At 59.9% G+C, this 22247-nt stretch carries 17 protein-coding genes; 12 read left to right on the top strand and 5 right to left on the bottom strand.

Features of this window, described 5'->3' with window-relative positions; translation table 11 throughout:
* Nucleotides 1-9: 9 nt before the first annotated feature.
* Complete coding sequence (rapA, locus tag KGB07_RS13325; RefSeq protein ID WP_046043996.1) at nucleotides 10-2856, top strand: RNA polymerase-associated protein RapA; 2847 nt, start codon at nucleotides 10-12, stop codon at nucleotides 2854-2856.
* Nucleotides 2857-2950: 94 nt separating this feature from the next.
* Here the strand turns inward: rapA and KGB07_RS13330 are convergent, their stop codons facing one another.
* On the bottom strand, nucleotides 2951-4300 hold the full coding sequence (locus KGB07_RS13330; RefSeq protein WP_046043994.1) for a spinster family MFS transporter: 1350 nt from the start codon (nucleotides 4298-4300) through the stop codon (nucleotides 2951-2953).
* Between the two features lie 268 nt (nucleotides 4301-4568).
* On the opposite strand from KGB07_RS13330, the gene KGB07_RS13335 reads away from it, so the two are divergent.
* Entirely contained in the window at nucleotides 4569-4934 is a 366-nt protein-coding gene (locus tag KGB07_RS13335; protein WP_046043993.1) for a YkgJ family cysteine cluster protein, read from the top strand.
* Between the two features lie 147 nt (nucleotides 4935-5081).
* Nucleotides 5082-7298, top strand: a complete 2217-nt coding sequence (locus tag KGB07_RS13340) for a putative bifunctional diguanylate cyclase/phosphodiesterase (protein WP_311132827.1) — start codon at nucleotides 5082-5084, stop codon at nucleotides 7296-7298.
* Here KGB07_RS13340 and KGB07_RS13345 read toward each other — a convergent pair.
* Nucleotides 7255-8151: an NAD(P)-dependent oxidoreductase gene (locus KGB07_RS13345; protein ID WP_046043989.1), complete on the bottom strand. Its 897-nt coding sequence runs from the start codon at nucleotides 8149-8151 to the stop codon at nucleotides 7255-7257. The two genes, KGB07_RS13340 and KGB07_RS13345, sit on opposite strands and share 44 nt — an antisense overlap.
* Before the next feature lie 196 nt (nucleotides 8152-8347).
* Here KGB07_RS13345 and KGB07_RS13350 point away from each other — a divergent pair, with 196 nt between their 5' ends.
* On the top strand, nucleotides 8348-10543 hold the full coding sequence (locus KGB07_RS13350) for a hypothetical protein (RefSeq protein WP_046043987.1): 2196 nt from the start codon (nucleotides 8348-8350) through the stop codon (nucleotides 10541-10543).
* A gap of 295 nt (nucleotides 10544-10838) precedes the next feature.
* On the opposite strand, the gene KGB07_RS13355 is transcribed toward KGB07_RS13350, so the two are convergent.
* The gene (locus tag KGB07_RS13355; protein WP_046043985.1) at nucleotides 10839-11144 is read right to left on the bottom strand and encodes a DUF2288 domain-containing protein; all 306 of its coding nucleotides are present in this window, start codon (nucleotides 11142-11144) and stop codon (nucleotides 10839-10841) included.
* Between the two features lie 350 nt (nucleotides 11145-11494).
* Between KGB07_RS13355 and KGB07_RS13360 the strand changes: the two genes are divergently transcribed.
* The 5 genes from KGB07_RS13360 (at nucleotide 11495) to KGB07_RS13380 (ending at nucleotide 16492) form a co-directional block, all read left to right on the top strand.
* Nucleotides 11495-12622, top strand: coding sequence for a branched-chain amino acid ABC transporter substrate-binding protein (locus tag KGB07_RS13360; RefSeq protein ID WP_046043983.1), 1128 nt, complete (start codon nucleotides 11495-11497; stop codon nucleotides 12620-12622).
* Nucleotides 12623-12849: 227 nt separating this feature from the next.
* A complete protein-coding gene (gene livH, locus KGB07_RS13365; RefSeq protein ID WP_046043982.1) occupies nucleotides 12850-13773 on the top strand; it encodes a high-affinity branched-chain amino acid ABC transporter permease LivH in 924 nt (307 codons plus the stop codon).
* Nucleotides 13770-15026 carry a high-affinity branched-chain amino acid ABC transporter permease LivM gene (locus KGB07_RS13370; RefSeq protein ID WP_046043981.1) on the top strand — a complete coding sequence of 419 codons (1257 nt, stop codon included), beginning with the start codon at nucleotides 13770-13772 and terminating at the stop codon, nucleotides 15024-15026. Before livH ends, KGB07_RS13370 begins: the two co-directional genes overlap by 4 nt.
* Complete coding sequence (gene livG, locus KGB07_RS13375; protein ID WP_046043980.1) at nucleotides 15023-15790, top strand: high-affinity branched-chain amino acid ABC transporter ATP-binding protein LivG; 768 nt, start codon at nucleotides 15023-15025, stop codon at nucleotides 15788-15790. The genes KGB07_RS13370 and livG overlap by 4 nt, the downstream gene beginning before the upstream one ends.
* Entirely contained in the window at nucleotides 15791-16492 is a 702-nt protein-coding gene (locus KGB07_RS13380; RefSeq protein WP_046043979.1) for an ABC transporter ATP-binding protein, read from the top strand.
* Between the two features lie 184 nt (nucleotides 16493-16676).
* On the opposite strand, the gene KGB07_RS13385 is transcribed toward KGB07_RS13380, so the two are convergent.
* Nucleotides 16677-17585: a LysR family transcriptional regulator gene (locus tag KGB07_RS13385; protein ID WP_223465589.1), complete on the bottom strand. Its 909-nt coding sequence runs from the start codon at nucleotides 17583-17585 to the stop codon at nucleotides 16677-16679.
* Between the two features lie 106 nt (nucleotides 17586-17691).
* On the opposite strand from KGB07_RS13385, the gene KGB07_RS13390 reads away from it, so the two are divergent.
* The 3 genes from KGB07_RS13390 to KGB07_RS13400 all read left to right on the top strand — a co-directional run bounded on the left by KGB07_RS13390 (nucleotide 17692) and on the right by KGB07_RS13400 (nucleotide 20776).
* Nucleotides 17692-18288 carry a short chain dehydrogenase gene (locus KGB07_RS13390; RefSeq protein WP_046041265.1) on the top strand — a complete coding sequence of 199 codons (597 nt, stop codon included), beginning with the start codon at nucleotides 17692-17694 and terminating at the stop codon, nucleotides 18286-18288.
* Nucleotides 18289-18398: 110 nt separating this feature from the next.
* On the top strand, nucleotides 18399-19067 hold the full coding sequence (locus KGB07_RS13395) for a COG3650 family protein (protein ID WP_046041264.1): 669 nt from the start codon (nucleotides 18399-18401) through the stop codon (nucleotides 19065-19067).
* A gap of 95 nt (nucleotides 19068-19162) precedes the next feature.
* Nucleotides 19163-20776, top strand: coding sequence for an NAD(P)/FAD-dependent oxidoreductase (locus KGB07_RS13400; protein WP_046041263.1), 1614 nt, complete (start codon nucleotides 19163-19165; stop codon nucleotides 20774-20776).
* Between the two features lie 134 nt (nucleotides 20777-20910).
* Here the strand turns inward: KGB07_RS13400 and KGB07_RS13405 are convergent, their stop codons facing one another.
* The gene (locus tag KGB07_RS13405) at nucleotides 20911-22008 is read right to left on the bottom strand and encodes a PLP-dependent cysteine synthase family protein (protein ID WP_223465603.1); all 1098 of its coding nucleotides are present in this window, start codon (nucleotides 22006-22008) and stop codon (nucleotides 20911-20913) included.
* Nucleotides 22009-22247: the final 239 nt, after the last annotated feature.

Below are 22247 nucleotides of genomic sequence, written 5' to 3' on the forward strand. Positions count from 1 at the left end.
TCAGGCAGCATGGCGCAGCAGTATCAACCGGGGCAACGCTGGATCAGTGACAGCGAAGCCGAGCTGGGTTTAGGCACCGTTCTGGCACAGGACGGCCGCTTGTTGACCGTGCTCTATCCGGCCACTGGCGACACTCGCCAGTACGCGCTAAGGAATGCGCCCCTCACCCGTGTGCGGTTTTCGCCCGGTGATTCCATCACTCACTTCGAAGGCTGGAAGCTGACCGTTCGCGAAGTCGACGACGTCGATGGCCTGCTGGTTTACCACGGCCTCAACGGGCAGAACGAAGTGGTCACCCTGCCGGAAACCCAACTGTCGAACTTCATCCAGTTCCGCCTGGCCAGCGACCGTCTGTTCGCCGGCCAGATCGACCCGCTGGCCTGGTTCTCCCTGCGTTACCACACCCTGGAACACACCAGCCGCCAATTGCAGTCGTCCCTTTGGGGCCTGGGCGGCGTGCGTGCGCAACCGATCGCGCACCAGTTGCACATTGCCCGCGAAGTCGCCGACCGTATCGCGCCACGGGTTCTGCTGGCCGACGAAGTGGGCCTGGGTAAAACCATCGAAGCTGGTCTGGTGATCCATCGCCAATTGCTCTCGGGCCGCGCCAACCGCGTGCTGATCCTGGTTCCGGAGAACCTGCAGCACCAGTGGCTGGTCGAGATGCGCCGCCGCTTCAACCTGCAAGTCGCGCTGTTCGACGAAGAACGCTTCATCGAAAGCGATGCCAGCAACCCCTTCGAAGACACCCAGCTCGCGCTGGTCGCGCTTGAGTGGCTGGTGGACGACGAGAAAGCCCAGGACGCGCTGTTCGCGGCGGGCTGGGACTTGCTGGTGGTCGACGAGGCTCACCACCTGGTGTGGCACGAAGATCAGGTCAGCCCTGAGTATTCCCTGGTCGAGCAACTTGCCGAGACCATTCCCGGCGTGCTGCTGTTGACCGCCACCCCGGAACAACTGGGCCAGGACAGCCACTTCGCTCGTCTGCGCCTGCTCGACCCGAACCGTTTCCACGACCTGCAAGCCTTTCGCGCCGAGAGCGAAAACTATCGCCCGGTGGCTGAAGCCGTTCAGGAGTTGCTGGACAAGGGGCGCCTGTCGCCGCAAGCCCACAAGACCATCCACGGTTTCCTCGGCAACGAAGGCGAAGCCCTGCTGGCTGCCGTCAACGATGGCGACACCGAAGCCAGCGCGCGCCTCGTGCGTGAGTTGCTCGACCGCCACGGCACCGGCCGCGTGCTGTTCCGTAACACCCGCGCCGCCGTTCAGGGTTTCCCGGAGCGCAAGCTGCACCCGTACCCGCTGCCGTGCCCGGACGAATACCTCGAACTGCCGTTGGGCGATCACGCCGAGTTGTACCCGGAAGTCAGCTTCCAGGCCCAACCGGACGCCAGCGAAGAAGAACGCTGGTGGAAGTTCGACCCGCGCGTCGAGTGGCTGATCGATCAACTGAAGATGCTCAAGCGCACCAAAGTACTGGTGATCTGCGCCCACGCCGAAACCGCCATGGACCTGGAAGACGCCCTGCGCGTGCGTTCCGGCATCCCGGCCACGGTGTTCCACGAGGGCATGAACATCCTCGAGCGTGACCGCGCCGCCGCCTACTTCGCCGACGAAGAGTTTGGCGCACAAGTGCTGATCTGCTCGGAAATCGGCAGTGAGGGTCGCAACTTCCAGTTCTCCCATCACTTGGTGCTGTTCGACCTGCCGTCCCACCCGGACCTGCTGGAACAGCGCATCGGTCGTCTGGACCGGATCGGCCAGAAGCACATCATCGAACTGCACGTGCCGTACCTGGAAACCAGCCCGCAAGAGCGTCTGTTCCAGTGGTACCACGAAGCGCTGAACGCATTCCTCAACACCTGCCCGACCGGCAACGCCTTGCAGCACCAGTTCGGCCCACGCCTGCTGCCGCTGCTCGAAGAAGCCGACGATGGCGAGTGGCAAGCGTTGATCGACGAAGCCCGCACCGAACGTGAGCGTCTTGAAGTCGAGCTGCACACTGGTCGCGACCGTTTGCTGGAGCTGAACTCCGGTGGCGCGGGCGAAGGCGATGCGCTGGTAGAAGATATCCTTGAGCAAGACGATCAGTTCGCGCTGCCGATCTACATGGAAACCCTGTTCGACGCCTTCGGCATCGACAGCGAAGACCATTCGGAAAACGCGCTGATCCTCAAGCCGAGCGAAAAGATGCTCGACGCCAGCTTCCCGCTGGGCGACGACGAAGGCGTGACCATCACTTACGACCGTAACCAGGCGCTGTCTCGCGAAGACATGCAGTTCATCACCTGGGAGCACCCGATGGTTCAGGGCGGCATGGATCTGGTGCTATCCGGCTCCATGGGTAACACCGCCGTGGCGCTGATCAAGAACAAGGCACTCAAGCCGGGCACCGTGTTGCTGGAACTGCTGTATGTCAGCGAAGTGGTTGCCCCTCGCTCACTACAACTGGGCCGCTACCTGCCGCCGGCCGCCCTGCGCTGCCTGCTCGACACCAACGGCAACGACCTGTCGGCCCGCGTGTCGTTCGAAACCTTGAACGACCAGCTCGAAAGCGTGCCGCGTGCCAGCGCCAACAAGTTCATCCAGGCCCAGCGTGACCAACTGACGCCACGGATCAACGCCGGTGAAGCGAAGATCCTGCCGCGCCACACTGAACGTGTCGCCGAGGCGCAGCGTCGACTGGCCGCCGATACCGAGGAAGAACTGGCGCGCTTGACCGCGTTGCAAGCGGTCAACCCGACCGTGCGCGACAGCGAACTGGTGGCCCTGCGCAAACAACGCGAGCAAGGCCTGGCCATGCTCGACAAGGCTGCGCTGCGACTGGAAGCGATTCGGGTGTTGGTGGCGGGTTAATCCCCTGCTCCACCCTGCTTAAAAAGAAGGCCCGCAGTGATGCGGGCCTTTTTATTTACTTCAATTTCAGTAGTGCTGCTGCTCGCGATAGCGGTTAAGCAGTCACCGCAGAACCTTCAGGCTCAACCACCGCCACCAGCCCTTCCTTCATCCGCTTGGCATCGCGCACGAAACACCGCGAAGCCAGGAACAAGAACACCACGGTGAACAACAGCGCCACCGGAATCAGGTACATCGCGTCATGCAGGCCGACCGCCTTAAACGCCTCACTCATCTGCTCCGCGCCCGCCGCGAGCATCGCCGTGTGGGCGAAGTGATCCGACAAGGCCCCGACCACCACCGGCCCCAGGCCACCGCCCAACAGGTACAGCCCGGCAAAGAACAGCGCCATCGCCGTTGCCCGCAATCGCGGCTCGACCACATCCTGAATCGCCGTGTACACGCAGGTATAGAAGTTGTAGGCGAACAGCCAACCGAGACTGAACACGGCAACAAACACGCCGATCTCGATTCGCCCGGAATGCAGCGCCCACGCGGTGCAAACCGTCGAAATCACCAGGCTGAAGGCCGCAAACAACAGCCGTCCGTTGGCGACACGCTGGTGAATCTTGTCGGCGATCCAGCCACCGAGGGTCAGGCCGACCAAACCGGTCACGCCGACAATAACCCCGGTGGCGACCGCGGCTTCCTGCAACGGCATGAGGAAATAGCGTTGCAGCATTGGCACCAGAAAGGAGTTACAGGCATAGGTGGCGAAGTTGAAACACAGACCGGCCATCACCAGCCACAGGAAGGTTGGCACAGCCAGTACCCGCCGGATCGGCCGATCGATTTTTTCCTGCGAAACCTGAACGCTCTCGGCAGCGCCGCGTTTCGGTTCCTTGATGAAAAACATGAAGATCGCCAGGATCAGCCCGGGCACCGCCGCGATAAAGAATGGCGCACGCCAGCTATCGAAGGCCTTGACCATCGCGCCGATGGTGAAGAACGCCAGCAACAGCCCCAATGGCAGCCCCAGCATGAAGACCCCCATGGCCCGCGCCCGGCGGTGAGCCGGAAACAAGTCGCCGATCAGCGAATTGGCGGCCGGCGCATAACTAGCCTCGCCGATGCCAATGCCCATGCGCACGATCAGGAAGCTCCAGAAACTGCCCACCATGCCGTTGACGGCCGTCAACCCGCTCCACACCGCCAGCCCCCAGCCCATCAGCTTGCTGCGCGAGCCGGTATCGGCCATGCGCCCCAGCGGCAAGCCGGCAATGGCGTAGACGATGGTGAATGCCGTACCGATGATCCCCAACTGAAAGTCACTGAGGTGCCATTCCATGCGGATGGGCTCGATGATGATGGCCGGGATGGTGCGGTCGAAAAAATTGAACAGGTTGGCCAGGAACAACAGGAACAGAATGCGCCAGGCATTGGCCGCTTGGGTCGAGTTCTGCATGGGTCCGTCTCTTTTATTGTTTTTGGGGCGTCACTGCCCCCGGACTTTGCAATCTAGACAGGCCGGACACGACTGTCTTTCATTATTCGCCAGGCTGATACCAACCCATGGGACGCAACTTGTAGGAGCTTTCGCGGAGCGGGTATTTCGCAGCCCGTCCGGTCGATGAAAAATACCTTTGAGCCCCCCTTCCCAAGCCGTTGGCGAAGCCTAGAATAGCGGCCTTGTTTCCCCCCCTGTGTCTCCACTCCTCCTTAGATAATCGCCCATGTCCGAAGCCAGTCCGTGTCTGAATTGCGGTGCCTGCTGTTCTCATTTTCGCGTGTCATTTTTCTGGGGTGAATGCGCCTCATCCGGGGGGACGGTACCCGATGAGCTTGTCGAACAGATCAGCCCCAGTCGGGTCGCGATGCTCGGCACCGGCTGCAAACCCGTGCGCTGCACCAGTCTGGTCGGAGACGTGGGCAGTACGGTGCAGTGCTCGATTTACGAAAAACGCTCCAGCACCTGTCGGGAGTTCGACGCTTCCTGGGTCGATGGCCTGGCCAATCCCGATTGCGATGCGGCCCGCGCCGCTTTCGGTTTGCCGGCCCTGCAACCCGCGTTCGAGACGCCTCAGAAGCAAATCGCCTGACTACTAGCACTAATCGCTATTAGTCTAATATCAAAATCATTGGCACCAATGTGCCACTACCGCTTGCGCTCCATCTACGCCCTCTATACTCCAAGGCATTCGCCGTCGCTGCTTGCGCCGGCCTGAGGGATAACGATGGGGCATGCTATGGAGTGGCTTGGTTTGCATTTCATTACCGAGCTACCAGAGAGCGGGCAGGTCATACTTAATTGCACACATGACCCTTTTCTGGTGCTGCTGGCTTATCTGGTCGCCTGTGTCGGCTGTTTCGCGACACTGGACATGGCCGAACGGGTTGCTCACGCTGAGAAATCCGCGTCCCAGGCGCTCTGGCGCTGGGTGGGCAGCGGATGCCTGGCCGGCGGTATCTGGGCCATGCACTTCGTCGGGATGCTGGCCTTCCAGGCGCCCATCGACCTTCACTACCAACTGCCTGTCACGCTGTTCTCGCTGACCATCGCGCTGCTCGCCGCGTGGCTGGCAATGCATACCCTCAGCCTCCCGGATTTGAGCTTGCAGCGGTGCCTCAAGGCATCGATCGGAGTCGGCCTGGGCATCACGACCATGCACTACGTGGGCATGACGGCCATGCACTCCAATGCCTCGGTCTATTACCATCCGGGCCTGTTCGCCTTGTCCATCGCGATCGCGATCGGGGCCGCGCTGGCCGCCTTGTTGCTGGCATGGTATCTGCGCGACGGCACCGGCATGCTGCATCAGCTTTTCAAATACTGCGCCAGCCTGTTGCTCGGGGCGGGCATCCTCTGTATGCACCTCACGGCCATGGCCGCCTTCAACCTGGTGCTGCCCAGCGACAGCCTGCCGGTGCAATCCGGCGAACACAGCCACCTGCAATTGGCACTGACCGTGACCGTCATGGCCCTGCTGATCATCGGCAGCAGCATCAGCGCGGCACTGGCGGACAAAAAGCTGCAACACAAGGACCACGACCTGCAACGGGTCAACTCCCTGCTCAGCCAACTGGACCAGGCGCGCATGTCGCTGCAACAGGTGGCGCACTACGACGCGCTGACCAATCTGATCAACCGCCGCGGGTTCAACCAGATCTTCGCTGAAAAACTCATCGAGAAAACCAACGAAGGCGGGATGCTGGCGGTCCTGTTCCTGGACATCGACCATTTCAAGCGGATCAACGACAGCCTTGGTCACGATGCCGGTGACGAATTGCTCAAAGTGCTTGCCGGGCACATCAAGAGCTCGATTCGCAGTCACAAGGACGTGGTCGCGCGCTTCGGTGGAGACGAGTTCTGCCTGCTCATCGACCTGCATGATCGTGAAGAAGCACGGCATATGGCCCAACGAATCATGCTGAAGATGAAGGAGCCCATCGAGCTGGCCGGCAGGCGCATGGTCATGACCACCAGCATCGGCATCAGCCTGTTTCCGGAAGACGGCAAGACCTGTGAGGAATTGTTGAAGAACGCCGACCTGGCGCTGTATCAGTCCAAGGGCAGCGGTCGCAACGGGCTGAATTTTTTCAGTGCCAACCTGAAAACCCGCGCCACACTCGAGCTGCAACTGGAAGAAGAGTTGCGCCACGCCCTGCGTGAAGACACCGGTTTGATGCTCTATTACCAGCCGATCTATGACCTCAAGACCGGTCAGGTCAGCAAGCTCGAAGCCTTGATCCGCTGGCAACACCCGGTCCACGGTATCCTCGTACCGGATCGTTTCATCGCCATCGCCGAGGCCAATGGCCTGATCGCCGAGCTGGACAACTGGGTGCTGCGCAAGGCCTGCGAGGATCTGGGCGAGTTGTCGCGCCAGGGCTGTGAAGACCTGAAGATCGCCGTGAACTGCTCCCCCCTGAACCTTGCGCGCGAAGAACTGGCCGATGAAATCGAATACGCATTGCGGGTCTCCGGTGTGGAGCCCCACCGGCTGGAACTGGAGGTCACCGAAAACGCCTTGATGGGCAATATCGCCAACACCCTGGTGTTGCTGCGGCAGATACGCGCCCTCGGCGTTTCGCTGTCGATCGATGACTTCGGCACCGGCTATTCATCCCTGGCCTACCTCAAGCGCTTGCCGCTCAACACGCTGAAAATCGACCGTTCGTTCATCCAGGACATTCCCAAGGCGACCCAGGACATGGAAATTGTCCAGGCGATCATCGTCATGGCCCATACCCTGCACCTGCAAGTAGTCACCGAAGGGGTCGAAACCTTCGAGCAATACCAATTCCTGGAAAACCACGGCTGTGACTTCGTTCAGGGCTATCTGCTGAGCCGGCCGGTGCCGCTGACCGAGTTGCTTCCGGTGCTGAACGAAATCAACCAGCGCAAGGACACCTACACCGTCACGACGCTGAGCCTGGCTCACGGTACATCTGCACTAATGTAGACGGGTCCTTTTCAAGGAAACCCTGACTCCCATGCAGGCGCATCAACTGCGCGGCCAGACCGCTGATCGGTGTCGCCGAGCCTTGTTCACGGGAAAACTTCACCGCTGTATCCAGATCCTTGAGCAACGTGCGCACGTGCCATTTGACCGGTTCGAATCGGTTTTCCGCCATCTGCGGGGCCAGGATCTGCAAGGGTTTCGAATCGGCAAAGCCGCCGGCCAGCGCTTCGGCGATCAGGCTGGCATCAACCCCGGAACGCTCCGCCAACGCGACCACTTCGGCAATCACCAATGCATTGCAGGCGACGATCATCTGATTGCAGGCCTTGGTCACCTGCCCTGCCCCGACGCCGCCCATGTGCGTCACACGCTGCCCCAGGCTCAACAGGACAGGCCGGACCCGCTCCAGATCCTGTACTTCACCGCCGACCATGATCGCCAGGCTTCCAGCCTCGGCACCGACCACGCCACCGGACACCGGCGTGTCGAGCCAGTCCATACCGGTTTTGCCGGCGAGTTCTGCGGCCATTTCCCGCGTGGCGTTGGGCTCCAGGCTGGAGAAATCCACCAGCAGCTGGCCTTTTTTTGCGCCCTCCACAACGCCTGCCGGACCAAACACCACCTCGCGTACGACCGACGTATCCGCCAGGCACAGCATTACCACGTCAGCGTGTTGGCACAGTTCGGCCGGGCTGGCGACCTGGCGTGCGCCTGCCTCCACCAGCGGCTTGCACTTCCCCGGATTGCGATTCCATACCGCCAGCGGATAACCCGCGGCCAGCAGGCGCCGGCACATCGGCAGCCCCATCAGGCCGATCCCGGCAAACCCTAGCGAAGGTAGCGTTGACATCATTTTGCCTCTTCTCGATTAAAGATCACCGAATATTGGCCGATTCATCATGACTTAGGAAAGGATTCACCCCGAGCAATGCTCAGGCTAACGACCAAGGCATGGTCCAAGTACGCGCTGAAAAAAGACGCGATTGTATTCCGTGACGGTTCGACGACATCGAGTCGGCCAACCAATCAGCCCAGGTAGATGGCGAACAATGACTTCTAAAAACAACCCGGCCACTGCGGTAACCGATCTGACGTTGAGCCCCGCGGCCAACAGCCCGTCATCACCGAAGCCATTGACTCAATCGCGCCCGTTGGCGACCCAGCAATACCTCTACTTCACAGAAACCAACACCGACCGCATCCTCGACAACCTCGACGGCCTGCGCGACATGGTGTTCCCGCGCGCACCGCACCTGGAAGGCGACAGCGAACAGCACAGCGATCAGGAATTCCCGTCGGTGTGCCTGATCGGCCTGGGCCGCTGCGGCTCGAACATTGCGCTGGACGTGGCGGAGCTGGTGTACAACGCTCGCAAGTTCTACCTCAACGAATTCAACAACGAAGATCGCCTGTCGCCTGACAAGCGTTTTGCCGAAAAGGGCTACAGCCCGGCCCAGTGGATCCGCAACAACCTGCGCCTGGGCCACAACAAAAACACCAAGCCGGTGTTTCTGGTCGAGCCGCTGGTGATGCTCGGCGACCTGGACAAGGACATCGCCGGCCGCATCCGCTTCTCGCGCAAGGGCGAAAAAAGCGGCTTCCTGCGTGATTACAGCAAGATGAAAATCATGGACTTGTCGGAAGTCCACGCTGGTGGCGCCGGTAACGCGCCGATCCTCGGCCAGTACCTGGCCAAGATCATCCTGAACAAGGACACCCAGCGTTTCTCCAGCCCCGACTGGAAAATGATTCACTCGTACCTGATCGACAGCTGCGGCATCAAGGCCAACCAGTCGCGCCTGTATTTCTCGATCTTCAGTGCTGGCGGCGGCACCGGTTCGGGCATGGCCTCGGAGTTCGGCCTGGCTCAGCAGCACTCGTACATGAATAAGACGTTCGACACCAAACCGATGGACGAGCACGACAGCAAGAGCGGCCACTCCTTCGTCTTCGAACCGATCTTCACCAGTGGCATCTGCGTACTGCCGAACATTTCCGATCACCGCAGTGAAATGTCCGAGGCGCTGCACATCAACGCCGGCCGCCTGTTGTGCAAATACCTGTCGGAAGAGTGGGACTTTTCCTACAACTTCGCCAATGAAGACAGCAGCGAAGCCAGCGTCATGGGCCGCATCCGCCCATGGAACGCGATGATGCTGATCTCCAACGACATCATGCGTTACGCCGAAGAGAACGATGACGGCAATATCCAGAACATTGATGTCAATGCCATGGAGAAGCATGCCAACCAGTACATCTCGCAGCAGATCTTCAACATTCTGACGGCGCAGGCGGTTACGACTGACTACGACCAGAACTATTTCCGTCGCGCCGGCATCGACATCGGCGAAACCATCCGCCTGGACGCCAACGACCTGTTCATGAGCCTGGCCGGCCCGGTGGCGATTGCCTACGCCGAGTCCGTGGTGCCGGAAACCCCGCCGCCGAGCAGCGACAAATTCAAGGTGTTCGAGAAAGAGCCGCAGCGCCTGAACATCGACGATCTGTTCTTCCGTTCGATCGACCTGCCGCACTTCAACAAGGTCACCCAGGCCATCGAAGGCATCAGCCTGTTGCCGATCGAGTCCAAGCGCTATCGCGCGTCGCTGGAGCAGTACAAGAACTCGGGCTACGACGCGGCGGCCCTGCATGACCTGCACTTCTTCAAGAATTGCTCGTCGGTGGTGTCGATCGTTTCCCTGCCCAAGGACTACAAGCTGTCCTACATGGATTTGAACCGGTTGAAGACTCATCTCAACAGCCTGTTCCCCAACACCACACTCAAGCGCTACGCGCTGGTGATCGGTGCTTCGGCCAACCTGTCGCTGACCACCCTGATCGCCAAGAGCCCGTGCCTGTCGGATGATTTCCTGACGCTGATCGTGGCCTTCATCAAACGCTGCTTCGCGAAAAACCCGTACCGCTTCGACGAGACCCTGGACAACTCGATCCTCGACTTCATCATCAACGAACATTTCGATGAAGACCGGATCGACGAGTTGCTCAACGAATTCGAGAACCCGGCGAAGATCCTCGATACTAACTGGTACGCGATCAAGCCGATGTACGAGAAAAAGTACCGTGAACTGATCAACGACAAGGAAAAATTTGTCTCGATCAACGACATCCGCCTGTCCCGGGATTGCGTGAAAAAATCGATCAAGTACCTGCGCGAGATCTACCGTCACCGCATCGGCAAGACCAAGGTTATTTCGTTGAATAACCATACGGGCAAGACGGCTTAACAAGACGGGAAAACTCGTCGCCCCGATCGCGAGCAAGCTCGCTCCCACAGGGATCGCATTCTTTCAGAGAGAACGCGGTCAACTGTGGAAGCGAGCTTGCTCGCGATGGCGGCCTTGAATTCACTGCAAATCAACATCCAGACACAATTGAGCAGGCGTTCAGTTGCCCTCTCAACTGTTCCCGTTACGTTTACGTCACCGTGAGGCTGTGGCCTTTCTCTACGGCAACATGCCATCACGCTACTCGGCTACACACTTTTCCCCCTGAAAGGAACGCACCAATCAAGTGCAACCTTTAAGCCTGCGCCCTTTCCTGGACCAGAATCCACGGCGAAACAACCACGGCCCACAGCTGCGGATCACGCTCAAAAAGATCCAGCGCCCGCGTTTCAGACAGCTTGGCGAGCTTGTCGGCGGCCAGCCAGGCAGCCACTTTCTCCCCTTCATCCTGGGCCACGGCCTCGGCGGCGGCGATCAGATCCAGGCCAGGATCGACCCACAATAGGGCACCCTTGGCGAAGAACGGCTCCAGCTCTTTCCAGGTAATAGATGCGGTTTCACCAAGCAGCTTGGCATAGAGGGTGCTAGGTTCTTGATTCATGGGACTGTCCGGAAAAGAAATCGACGTAGATGATAACGTCGGTGGTCTGGCAGAAAAACCCGGATGCAATTGAGTGACCGAAATGAAAAGCGCAGGAAAGCCAGGGAATGCACTGAATACGGCTATAAGCCCCTCAACACCCCGCCGCAATTCTGTCTTTTACTTTCAATAAAGCGACACTTGCAGGTTTTGTCCCCCGGCGCCGCCTTCCCAGGCTGACAATCGGCGCTCTACACTGTACCGGTACAGTTGCCGAGGGACTTTTCCGGGGAATGTCGCAGATATCTGACCCGGTTCTGCTGCTTTCGGCGCCAGGACTATAAAAACTACAACAGTAAGAGTGGAGCACTATGACTAAGGCTACTAAGCAGATTTCCAAACTGTTTGCCGCTATGGTTCTGGCCGGGGTTGCCAGCCATTCGTTCGCAGCTGACACCATCAAGATCGGCATCGCCGGCCCTAAAACCGGCCCGGTCACTCAATACGGCGACATGCAGTTCATCGGCGCCAAGATGGCCATCGAGCAGATCAACGCCAAGGGCGGTGTCGACGGCAAGATGCTCGAAGCCAAGGAATACGACGACGCGTGCGACCCTAAACAAGCCGTGGCCGTCGCCAACAAAGTGGTCAACGATGGTGTGAAATTCGTTGTCGGTCACCTGTGCTCCAGCTCCACCCAACCGGCTTCGGACATCTACGAAGACGAAGGCGTGATCATGATCACCCCGGCTGCCACCAGCCCGGACATCACCGCACGTGGTTACAAAATGGTGTTCCGCACCATCGGCCTGGACAGCGCCCAGGGCCCTGCCGCCGGTAACTACATCGCCAACCACGTAAAACCGAAAATCGTTGCTGTACTGCACGACAAACAGCAATACGGTGAAGGCATCGCCACTTCCGTGAAGAAAACCCTCGAAGGCAAAGGCGTCAAGGTTGCCGTATTCGAAGGTCTCAACGCGGGTGACAAGGACTTCTCCTCGATCATCCAGAAGCTCAAGCAAGCCAACGTCGACTTCGTCTACTACGGCGGCTACCACCCGGAACTGGGCCTGATCCTGCGTCAATCCAAGGAAAAGGGCCTGAACGCCAAGTTCATGGGGCCTGAAGGTGTGGGCAACGACTCCATCTCGCAAATCGCCCAGGACGCTTCCGAAGGCCTGTTGGTGACCCTGCCGAAGTCTTTCGACCAGGACCCGTCCAACAAGGCGCTGGTTGAGGCGTTCGCCGCCAAGAAACAGGACCCGACCGGCCCGTTCGTGTTCCCGGCCTACTCGGCCGTCGAAGTGATCGCCGAAGGCATCAAGACCGCCAAGAGCGAAGACACTGCCAAGGTGGCTGAAGCCATTCACAAAGGCACCTTCAAGACTCCGACCGGCGACCTGTCGTTCGACGAAAAGGGCGACCTGAAGGACTTCAAGTTCGTGGTTTATCAGTGGCATTTCGGTAAACCAAAGACCGAAGTTTCGCCTCAGTAAACTGGCTCCATGAGTAATAGAGCCCACTGCGCAAGCCGTGGGCTTTGTTTTACGAGGTTAATGGGTCAGAGTCCCGCGATCCGGGAGCTGACTTACCTGAAAATCTTAAAACCGTCACCAGCGGTTCGCTGGCAAACGCTCGTGCGAAGGTGGCTACAGACCACACAGCCCGGGCCGGAACATGACTCCACCAGTGAAATGCGTATCAGGTTTTTAGGAGCGTTGTAATGCCTGAGATCTATCACTTCTTCCAACAGCTGGTTAATGGTCTGACCATTGGCAGCACCTATGCCCTGATTGCCATTGGCTACACAATGGTTTACGGCATTATTGGAATGATCAACTTCGCCCATGGCGAGGTCTACATGATCGGCTCCTACGTGGCCTTCATCGTCCTTGCCGGACTGGCCATGCTGGGTATCCATTCTCTGCCACTTTTGATGACCGCCGCATTCCTGGCGACCATCGTTGTAACCAGTGCCTACGGCTACAGCATCGAACGGATCGCCTACCGCCCTCTGCGGGGCAGTAACCGCCTGATCCCGCTGATCTCGGCCATCGGCATGTCGATCTTCCTGCAAAACTCCGTACTGCTCTCGCAGGACTCCAAGGACAAATCGATCCCCAACCTGATTCCGGGCAGCTTCAGTTTCGGTCCGGGCGGAGCACAGGAAGTGCTGATTTCCTACATGCAGATCCTGGTGTTCGTGGTGACCCTGGTGGTGATGCTCTGCCTCACCCAGTTCATCTCGCGTTCACGCTTGGGACGTGCCTGCCGGGCCTGTGCCGAAGACATCAAGATGGCCAACCTGTTGGGCATCAACACCAACAACATCATCGCCCTGACCTTCGTTATCGGTGCCGCCCTGGCGGCCGTGGCGGCTGTATTGCTCAGCATGCAGTATGGCGTGATCAACCCGAACGCCGGGTTCCTGGTGGGCCTCAAGGCCTTTACCGCGGCGGTACTGGGTGGCATCGGCAGCATTCCGGGCGCCATGCTCGGTGGTCTGGTGCTGGGGGTGGCGGAAGCATTCGGTGCCGATATATTCGGTGACCAGTACAAGGACGTGGTGGCTTTCGGCCTTCTGGTTCTGGTGTTGTTATTCCGGCCAACCGGCCTGTTGGGGCGTCCGGAGATTGAGAAAGTATGACTAGGAATCTTAAACAAGCGCTGTTCAGCGCCCTGCTGGTCTGGGCCGTGGCCTATCCGGTACTCGGTCTGAAACTGTCCATCGCCGGCATCAACCTCGAAGTACTGGGTGCCAGTACCTCCACGCTGTTCATCATCACCGCCAGTTCGGTGCTGATGTTCCTGCGGGTGCTGTTCGACAAGCAGTGGAGCACCATGATGAAGTCAGCGCCGAAAGGCTCGCTGGTTTCGCCGAAGGTCAGCCACTTCATGACCCTGCCCAGCACCCAACGCTGGGTCATCATGGGGTTGATCGTGGTCGCTCTGGTGTGGCCGTTCTTCGGCTCGCGCGGTGCGGTGGATATCGCCACGCTGATTCTGATCTATGTACTGCTCGGTCTGGGCCTGAACATCGTGGTCGGTCTGGCGGGGTTGCTCGACCTGGGCTACGTCGGTTTCTACGCGGTGGGCGCCTACAGCTATGCGCTGCTGTCGCACTACTACGGCCTGAGCTTCTGGATCTGCCTGCCCATCGCCGGACTGATGTCTGCGACGTTCGGCTTCCTGCTGGGCTTTCCGGTACTGCGTCTGCGCGGTGACTATCTGGCGATCGTGACCCTGGGCTTCGGTGAAATCATCCGTCTGTTCCTGCGTAACCTGACGGACCTCACGGGCGGACCGAACGGCATCAGCAACATCCCCAAACCGTCGCTGTTCGGCCTGAGCTTCGATAGAACGGCCGCCGAAGGCATGCAGACCTTCCACGAGTACTTCGGCCTGACCTACAACCCCGTCAGCAAGGTGGTATTCCTCTACTTGGTGGCTCTGTTGCTGGCGCTGTTCGCGCTGTTCGTGATCAACCGCCTGCTGCGCATGCCGATCGGCCGTGCCTGGGAAGCCTTGCGTGAGGACGAAATCGCCTGCCGTGCCTTAGGCCTGAACCCGACCGTGATCAAGCTGTCGGCCTTCACCCTGGGCGCCTGCTTCGCCGGATTTGCCGGTAGCTTCTTCGCCGCACGTCAGGGTCTGGTGACGCCGGAGTCATTCACCTTCATCGAATCGGCCACCATCCTCGCCATCGTGGTGCTGGGCGGCATGGGCTCGCAATTAGGCGTGGTCCTCGCGGCCGTCGTAATGATTCTGTTGCCCGAGCTGATGCGTGACTTCAGCGAATACCGCATGTTGATGTTCGGTGCCTTGATGGTGCTGATGATGATCTGGCGTCCTCAAGGTCTGCTGCCCATGCAGCGTCCTCACATGGAGCTGCGTAAATGAGCCGCGAGATCCTTAAAGTAGAAAATCTGAGCATGCGCTTCGGCGGATTGCTGGCGGTCAACGGCGTAGCCCTGAGCGTGAAGGAAAAGCAGGTCGTGGCACTGATCGGGCCCAACGGCGCCGGCAAGACCACCGTGTTCAACTGCCTGACCGGCTTCTACAAGCCGAGCGGCGGCAGCATCCTGCTGGACGGCGAGGCCATCGAGGGCCTGCCCGGCCACAAGATCGCCCTCAAAGGCGTGGTGCGTACTTTCCAGAACGTGCGGCTGTTCAAGGACATGACCGCGGTCGAGAACCTCTTGATCGCCCAGCACCGTCACTTGAACACCAACTTCCTGTCCGGCCTGTTCAAGACCCCGGCGTTCCGCAAAAGCGAACGCGAGGCCATGGAGTACGCCGAGTATTGGCTGGAAAAGGTTCACCTCAAGGAGTTCGCCAACCGTCCGGCCGGCACCCTGGCCTACGGTCAGCAACGTCGCCTGGAAATCGCCCGCTGCATGATGACCCGCCCTCGGATCCTCATGCTCGACGAACCGGCCGCCGGCCTGAACCCGAAGGAAACCGATGACCTCAAGGCGCTGATCAGCATGCTGCGTGAAGAGCACAACGTCACCGTGCTGCTGATCGAACACGACATGAAACTGGTCATGAGCATTTCCGACCACATCGTCGTGATCAACCAGGGCACGCCCCTGGCCAACGGCACGCCGGAACAGATCCGCGACAATCCTGAAGTGATCAAAGCCTACCTGGGGGAAGCGTAAATGCTGCAGTTCGAAAACGTTTCCACCTTCTACGGCAAGATCCAGGCCCTGCACAGCGTCAACGTCGAAGTCCGTCAGGGCGAGATCGTGACCCTGATCGGCGCCAACGGTGCCGGCAAGTCGACCCTGCTGATGACGCTCTGCGGTTCGCCGCAGGCGCACAGCGGCAGCATCCGCTACATGGGTGAGGAACTGGTCGGCCAGGACTCCTCGCAGATCATGCGCAAGAGCATTGCCGTGGTGCCGGAAGGTCGTCGGGTGTTTTCCCGCCTGACCGTGGAAGAAAACCTCTCCATGGGTGGTTTCTTCACCGACAAGGGCGATTATCAGGAACAGATGGACAAGGTCCTCGGACTTTTCCCACGCCTGAAAGAGCGCTTCGCCCAGCGCGGCGGCACCATGTCCGGCGGCGAACAGCAAATGCTCGCCATCGGCCGTGCGCTGATGAGCAAGCCCAAGCTGTTGCTGCTCGACGAGCCGTCCCTGGGCCTGGCACCGATCATCATCCAGCAGATCTTCGACATCATCGAACAGCTACGCAAGGACGGCGTGACCGTGTTCCTGGTCGAGCAGAACGCCAACCAGGCGCTGAAGATCGCTGACCGTGCCTACGTTCTGGAGAACGGCCGGGTGGTGATGCAAGGCACCGGTGAAGCCCTGCTGACCGACCCGAAAGTGCGCGAAGCGTACCTCGGCGGTTAAGCCATTGCGGTAAACAAAAAAACGGCCTTCGGGCCGTTTTTTATGTCTGGCACAACCTCACCAACAACACAGAACCCTGTAGGAGTGAGCCTGCTCGCGATTGCGGTGGGTCAGGTAACATCTCTTTTGAACGTGAAATTGCTATCGCGAGCAGGCTCACTCCTATAGAGGTTCGAGTGATGATTTAGAGCCGATCCAACACCTCGCCGCTGCGCTTGAACCACCCGATCAGATAATCCGCCAGCACCTGCGTGCGCTTGGGCAAACCGCCCTGATACGGATGCACCAGATACATCGGCATGCTGCGGGTCTGATAATCGCGCAGGAGCCATCGCAATCGCCCGTCCGCCAACTCCGTTGGCAAACAGTAGGACGGCAGGCGTGCAATACCGGCGCCGACCAGTGCGGCTTTCTTCAACAGGTTGTAGTGGTTGCTGGCGAACGGCCCCGACACCCGCACCCGCAACAACTCATGTTGCTGGTGATACAGCCATTCTTCGCGGCCACTGTAATGACTGTTGAGCAGGCAGCGATGCTCGGCCAACGCCTGGGGAGTTTGCGGTTCACCGTGTTGCTCCAGGTAAGCCGGGCTGGCACAGGTCAGTTCCTGCCACGCCAGTAGTGGACGCGCCACCAGTCGCTGGTCAATGGCCACGTCGGAACGAATCGCCAGATCGAAGCCGTCGCGAGACAGTTCGCGGTAGCTGTTGTTGAGCTCCAACTCGATCTGCACCTGGGGATACTTGGCCGAGAACTCCAGCAGCAGGCCATCGAAGAAGGTTTCCCCTAGCGACACCGGCACCGTCATTCGCACCGGGCCGGCCATGTCGTCTTTCAGGCGCGCCAGGGCCTGGCGCGCCCGTTCGACTTGCACCACCAGCGCCTGGGCCTGCGGCAACAACGCAGCGCCAGCGGCGGTCAGGCTCAAGCGGCGGGTGGTACGTTGCAACAACACCACGGAAAACTGCGCTTCCAACTGGCTGATGCGCTTGGACAGCTGGCCTTTGCTGCAACCAAGCTGCTGCGCCGCCAGGGTAAAACTCCCCGCTTCGATCAACACCGCGAACGCGGCCAGATCATCCATCTCGCTCATGGATTGTTTCCATTTGAAAACCAAAGGTTGCCTATTAGTGCGCTTATCTAGAGAAAAAACCACCCTAAACTGATACCTCGTTCAACCCACACGAGGACAAGCTCCCATGAAAATTCTTTTGATCGGCGCAGGCGGCACCATCGGTTCGGCCGTCGACAAGGAACTGTCGCAACGCCACGAAATCATCCGCATCGGTCGCACCAGCGGCGACTTTCAGGTGGACATCAGTGACAGCGCCTCGATTCGCAAACTGTTCGAGCAGACCGGCAAATTCGATGCACTGGTGTGTGCCGCCGGCAACGTGACCTTTGCACCGCTCAACGAGATGACCGAAGAGAGCTTTGCCCTGGGCCTGAAAGACAAGCTCATGGGCCAGGTCAATTTGCTGCTGATTGGCCGCGAGTTCGCCAACGACGGCGCTTCGTTCACCTTCACCACCGGCGTACTCAGCCACGATCCGATATACAGCGGTGCCTCGGCAGCACTGGTCAACGGTGCACTGGACAGCTTCGTCCGGGCCGCCGCCATCGAACTGCCGCGCGGCCTGCGAGTGAATTCGATCAGCCCGAATGTCCTGGTCGAAGCCATGGGTAAATACGCGCCGTACTTCCGTGGCTTCAAGCCGGTTCCTGCGGCGGATGTGGCATTGGCCTACGCCAAAAGCGTGGAAGGCCTGCAAACAGGTCAGACCTTTCACATCTGAAAGTGAAAAATCGCAACCTGCGTCAGCGCCAATACAAAGTGGAGACGATAACGGGTTGTGATGAACGGTCAGGCTGAGTAACGTGGCGGCACCTGTCAGGAGACCCCAAGATGCGTGTTGCCCGTTCCCTAGTCCTCGTTGCCCTGCTTCCGCTGTTCGCCGCTTGCCAGTTGTTCGACGGTGAACGGCAGAGCGCCTCCCATGTCGGCCAGACACGCATGCAAGGCGAGTTGACTGCGGCGGATGGCAAACTGCTGTTCCAGCCGTGCAACCAGACAAACCGCTACGTGGTTAACGACACGGGCGGCACCAGCGTCCTGCAACAGGCCGCAAACCTGGCGGACAAGCAAGGCAAGCTGTTTGCCGACGTGCGCGGGCGGGTTGTGGCTGGCAGCGGTGGTGACGGCCAGCTCGATCTGGAGCAGCTGTACCGCGTCGAGCGCTCGGGCACTGCGTGCGATGATCCGAATTTCAAACTGCTGATCCTGCGCGCCGCCGGCCACACACCGGAGTGGAGCGTGAAAGTCAGCGGCAAAGGCATGGTCCTCGACCGGGCCGGCCAGCCGCCGTTGGCCGTGCCTTACGTCGAGGAGCAACTGGGCGATGGCCGTTTCAACCTCAGCACCGAAGCCAACAACCAGCACATCGAACTGTGGGTTGCACCGCAACGTTGCGTCGACAGCAGCACCGGCAGCATCCAGCACATGAGTGCCGAACTGCGCATCGACGGCCAGGTACAGCGCGGCTGTGGGTATTTCGGCGGATCGCGCGACGACTGATCGTTTAAGCCTCACGGGGCTGCGCCTTTGAGGCTTATAATCGCGGGCTTCAAACGCCCTGGCGCAGTTGTGCGCCCCGCGAACCGGATCCCGCCATGTTACGAATCACCGAACTCAAGTTGCCAATCGACCATCCCGAAGAAGACCTGCGCCCTGCCATCGTGCAGCGCTTAGGGCTTGCCAGCGATGACCTGCTCGATTTCACCTTGTTCAAGCGCAGCTACGATGCGCGCAAAAAGTCCTCCGAACTGTGCTTCATCTACACCATCGACCTTGAAGTTCGCGATGAGGCGGCGGTGCTGCACAAGTTCGCCGATGACCGTAACGTCAGCGTGGCGCCGGATGTCAGCTACAAAGAGGTCGGCCAGGCGCCGGTCGATTTGAGTGCGCGTCCGATCGTCGTCGGCTTCGGTCCGTGCGGGATTTTCGCCGGGCTGTTGTTGGCGCAAATGGGCTTCAAGCCGATCATCCTCGAACGCGGCACCGAAGTACGCCAGCGCACCAAGGACACTTGGGGCCTGTGGCGCAAAAGCGTGCTCAACCCGGAATCCAACGTGCAGTTCGGCGAGGGCGGCGCGGGGACATTCTCCGACGGCAAGCTCTACAGCCAGATCAAGGACCCGAAATTCCTCGGTCGTAAAGTCCTGCACGAATTCGTCAAGGCCGGTGCCCCGGAAGAAATCCTCTACGTCAGCAAGCCGCACATCGGTACGTTCCGTCTGACCGGCGTTGTGGAAAACATGCGTGAGCAGATTCGCGCCCTGGGCGGTGAAGTGCGCTTCCAGCAGCGTGTCACCGACGTGCTGATCGAAGACGGTCAACTGGTCGGCGTCGAGCTCAATGGCGGTGAGCAGATCCACTCCAGACACGTGATCCTGGCCCTCGGCCACAGCGCCCGCGACACCTTCCGCATGCTCCACGGCCGTGGCGTGTTCATGGAAGCCAAGCCGTTCTCGGTGGGTTTCCGCATCGAACACCCGCAGTCGCTGATCGACCGTGCGCGCCTGGGCAAGTACGCCGGCCACCCGAAACTGGGCGCCGCCGACTACAAACTGGTGCACCACGCCAAGAACGGCCGTTCGGTCTACAGCTTCTGCATGTGCCCGGGCGGCACCGTGGTGGCGGCGACGTCCGAGCCGAACCGCGTGGTCACCAACGGCATGAGCCAGTACTCGCGTAACGAGCGCAATGCCAACTCCGGTATCGTCGTCGGCATCACCCCGGAAGTCGATTATCCGGGCGGCCCGCTGGCAGGTATCGAGCTGCAGGAACGCCTGGAGTCCCACGCCTTCGTGCTGGGCGGCAGCAACTACGAAGCCCCGGCGCAACTGGTCGGCGATTTTATCGCGGGCAAGCCGTCCACCGAACTGGGCAGCGTCGAGCCGTCCTACAAGCCGGGCGTAGCCCTGGGTGATCTGGCGCTGGCGCTGCCGGCGTTCGCCATCGAAGCAATTCGCGAAGCCTTGCCGGCATTCGAGAAGCAAATTCGTGGTTACTCGCTGCACGACGCCGTGTTGACCGGGATCGAGACCCGCACCTCGTCGCCGCTGCGCATTACCCGTAATGAGTCGTTGCAGAGCCTGAACGTGAAGGGCTTGTTCCCGGCCGGTGAAGGTGCCGGATATGCGGGTGGGATTCTGTCGGCGGGTGTTGACGGGATTCGGATTGCCGAGGCTGTGGCTCGGGATATCCTTGGCCTGGAGGCCTGATACGCGATACCGGAAACAATGCAAGAACCTGTGGGAGCGAGCTTGCTCGCGATAGCGGTAGATCAATCAACATAAGTGTTGAATGTGACGCCGCCATCGCGAGCAAGCTCGCTCCCACATTGGTATTCAGCGCCTTAGATATTGGCGCGCAGCACGCTCGCCGGCAACGGCTCACCCCGCTCCACCGTCGCCGCCACCGCAGCCATCAACCCGCTCAACTCATACCCCTGAGCCTTGAGCCAGTCCTGATCGTAATAGGTCGTAGCATAGCGCTCGCCGCTGTCACACAGAATCGCCACCATCGACCCCGTCTCCCCCGCCGCCTTCATGTGCTGGGCAGCCATCAGTGCGCCGACCAGGTTGGTTCCGCTCGACCCGCCCACATGCCTTCCCAGACGCTCCGCCAGGTAGTGCATGGCCGCCAGTGACAAGGCATCCGGCACCTTGACCATCGCGTCGATCACCTTGGGCAGAAACGACGCTTCCACGCGCGGCCGGCCGATGCCTTCGATACGCGAGCCGTGGTCCAGTCGCAGGCTGGCATCGCCGGTCTGGTAGTAATCGAAGAACACCGAACGCTCGGCATCGGCACACAGCACGCGGGTGCCATGCTGGCGATAACGCACGTATCGGCCCAGGGTGGCCGTGGTGCCGCCGGTACCGGGACTGGAAATCAGCCAGCTCGGTTCGGGATGCTGCTCGAAACGCATCTGCTGAAAGATCGACTCGGCAATGTTGTTGTTCGCCCGCCAGTCGGTGGCGCGCTCGGCGTAGGTGAACTGGTCGATGAAGTGTCCGTCGTGTTCACGAGCCAGGCGCTCTGACTCGGCGTAGATCTGGGTCGGATCGTCCACCAGGTGGCTTTGGCCACCGTAGAAGGCGATCTGCGCAATCTTCTCCTTGGACGTGGTCGCCGGCATCACCGCAATGAACGGCAAGCCCAGCATGCGCGCGAAGTACGCTTCGGAAATCGCCGTGGAACCGCTGGAAGCTTCAATGACCGGCGCACCGGGTTTGAGCCAGCCATTACACAGCGCATACAGGAACAGCGAACGGGCCAGGCGGTGCTTGAGGCTACCCGTGGGGTGGCTGGATTCATCCTTGAAGTACAACTCGATGCCCGGAAAACCCGGCAGCGGCAAGGGGATCAAGTGGGTGTCGGCGCTGCGCTGGAAATCGGCTTCGATGATCCGGATCGCTTCGCGGGACCACTGTCGGTTGTCGCTCATGATGGTTTTCTCGTTGTATCGGGCAGGAGTCGGCCTTTTAACAAGGCTCATCCGACAAGCTTAGGAAAAAACCTGCGTCCAGCACAGGTACAGATGAAATCCAATACGCCCGGCAACTGCTAGGCTCTGGTCGGTGCTGAGGGATCAGTCTGTAACGACATATAACAAAAAAGAATATAACTTTTGTTTTAACAACTAACAGTACTTGTTAGGGTGTAACACCTTTTGAACTCACAGATGGA

This window comes from Pseudomonas sp. GL-RE-26, assembly GCF_019956275.1.
Classification (GTDB): domain Bacteria; phylum Pseudomonadota; class Gammaproteobacteria; order Pseudomonadales; family Pseudomonadaceae; genus Aquipseudomonas; species Aquipseudomonas grandcourensis.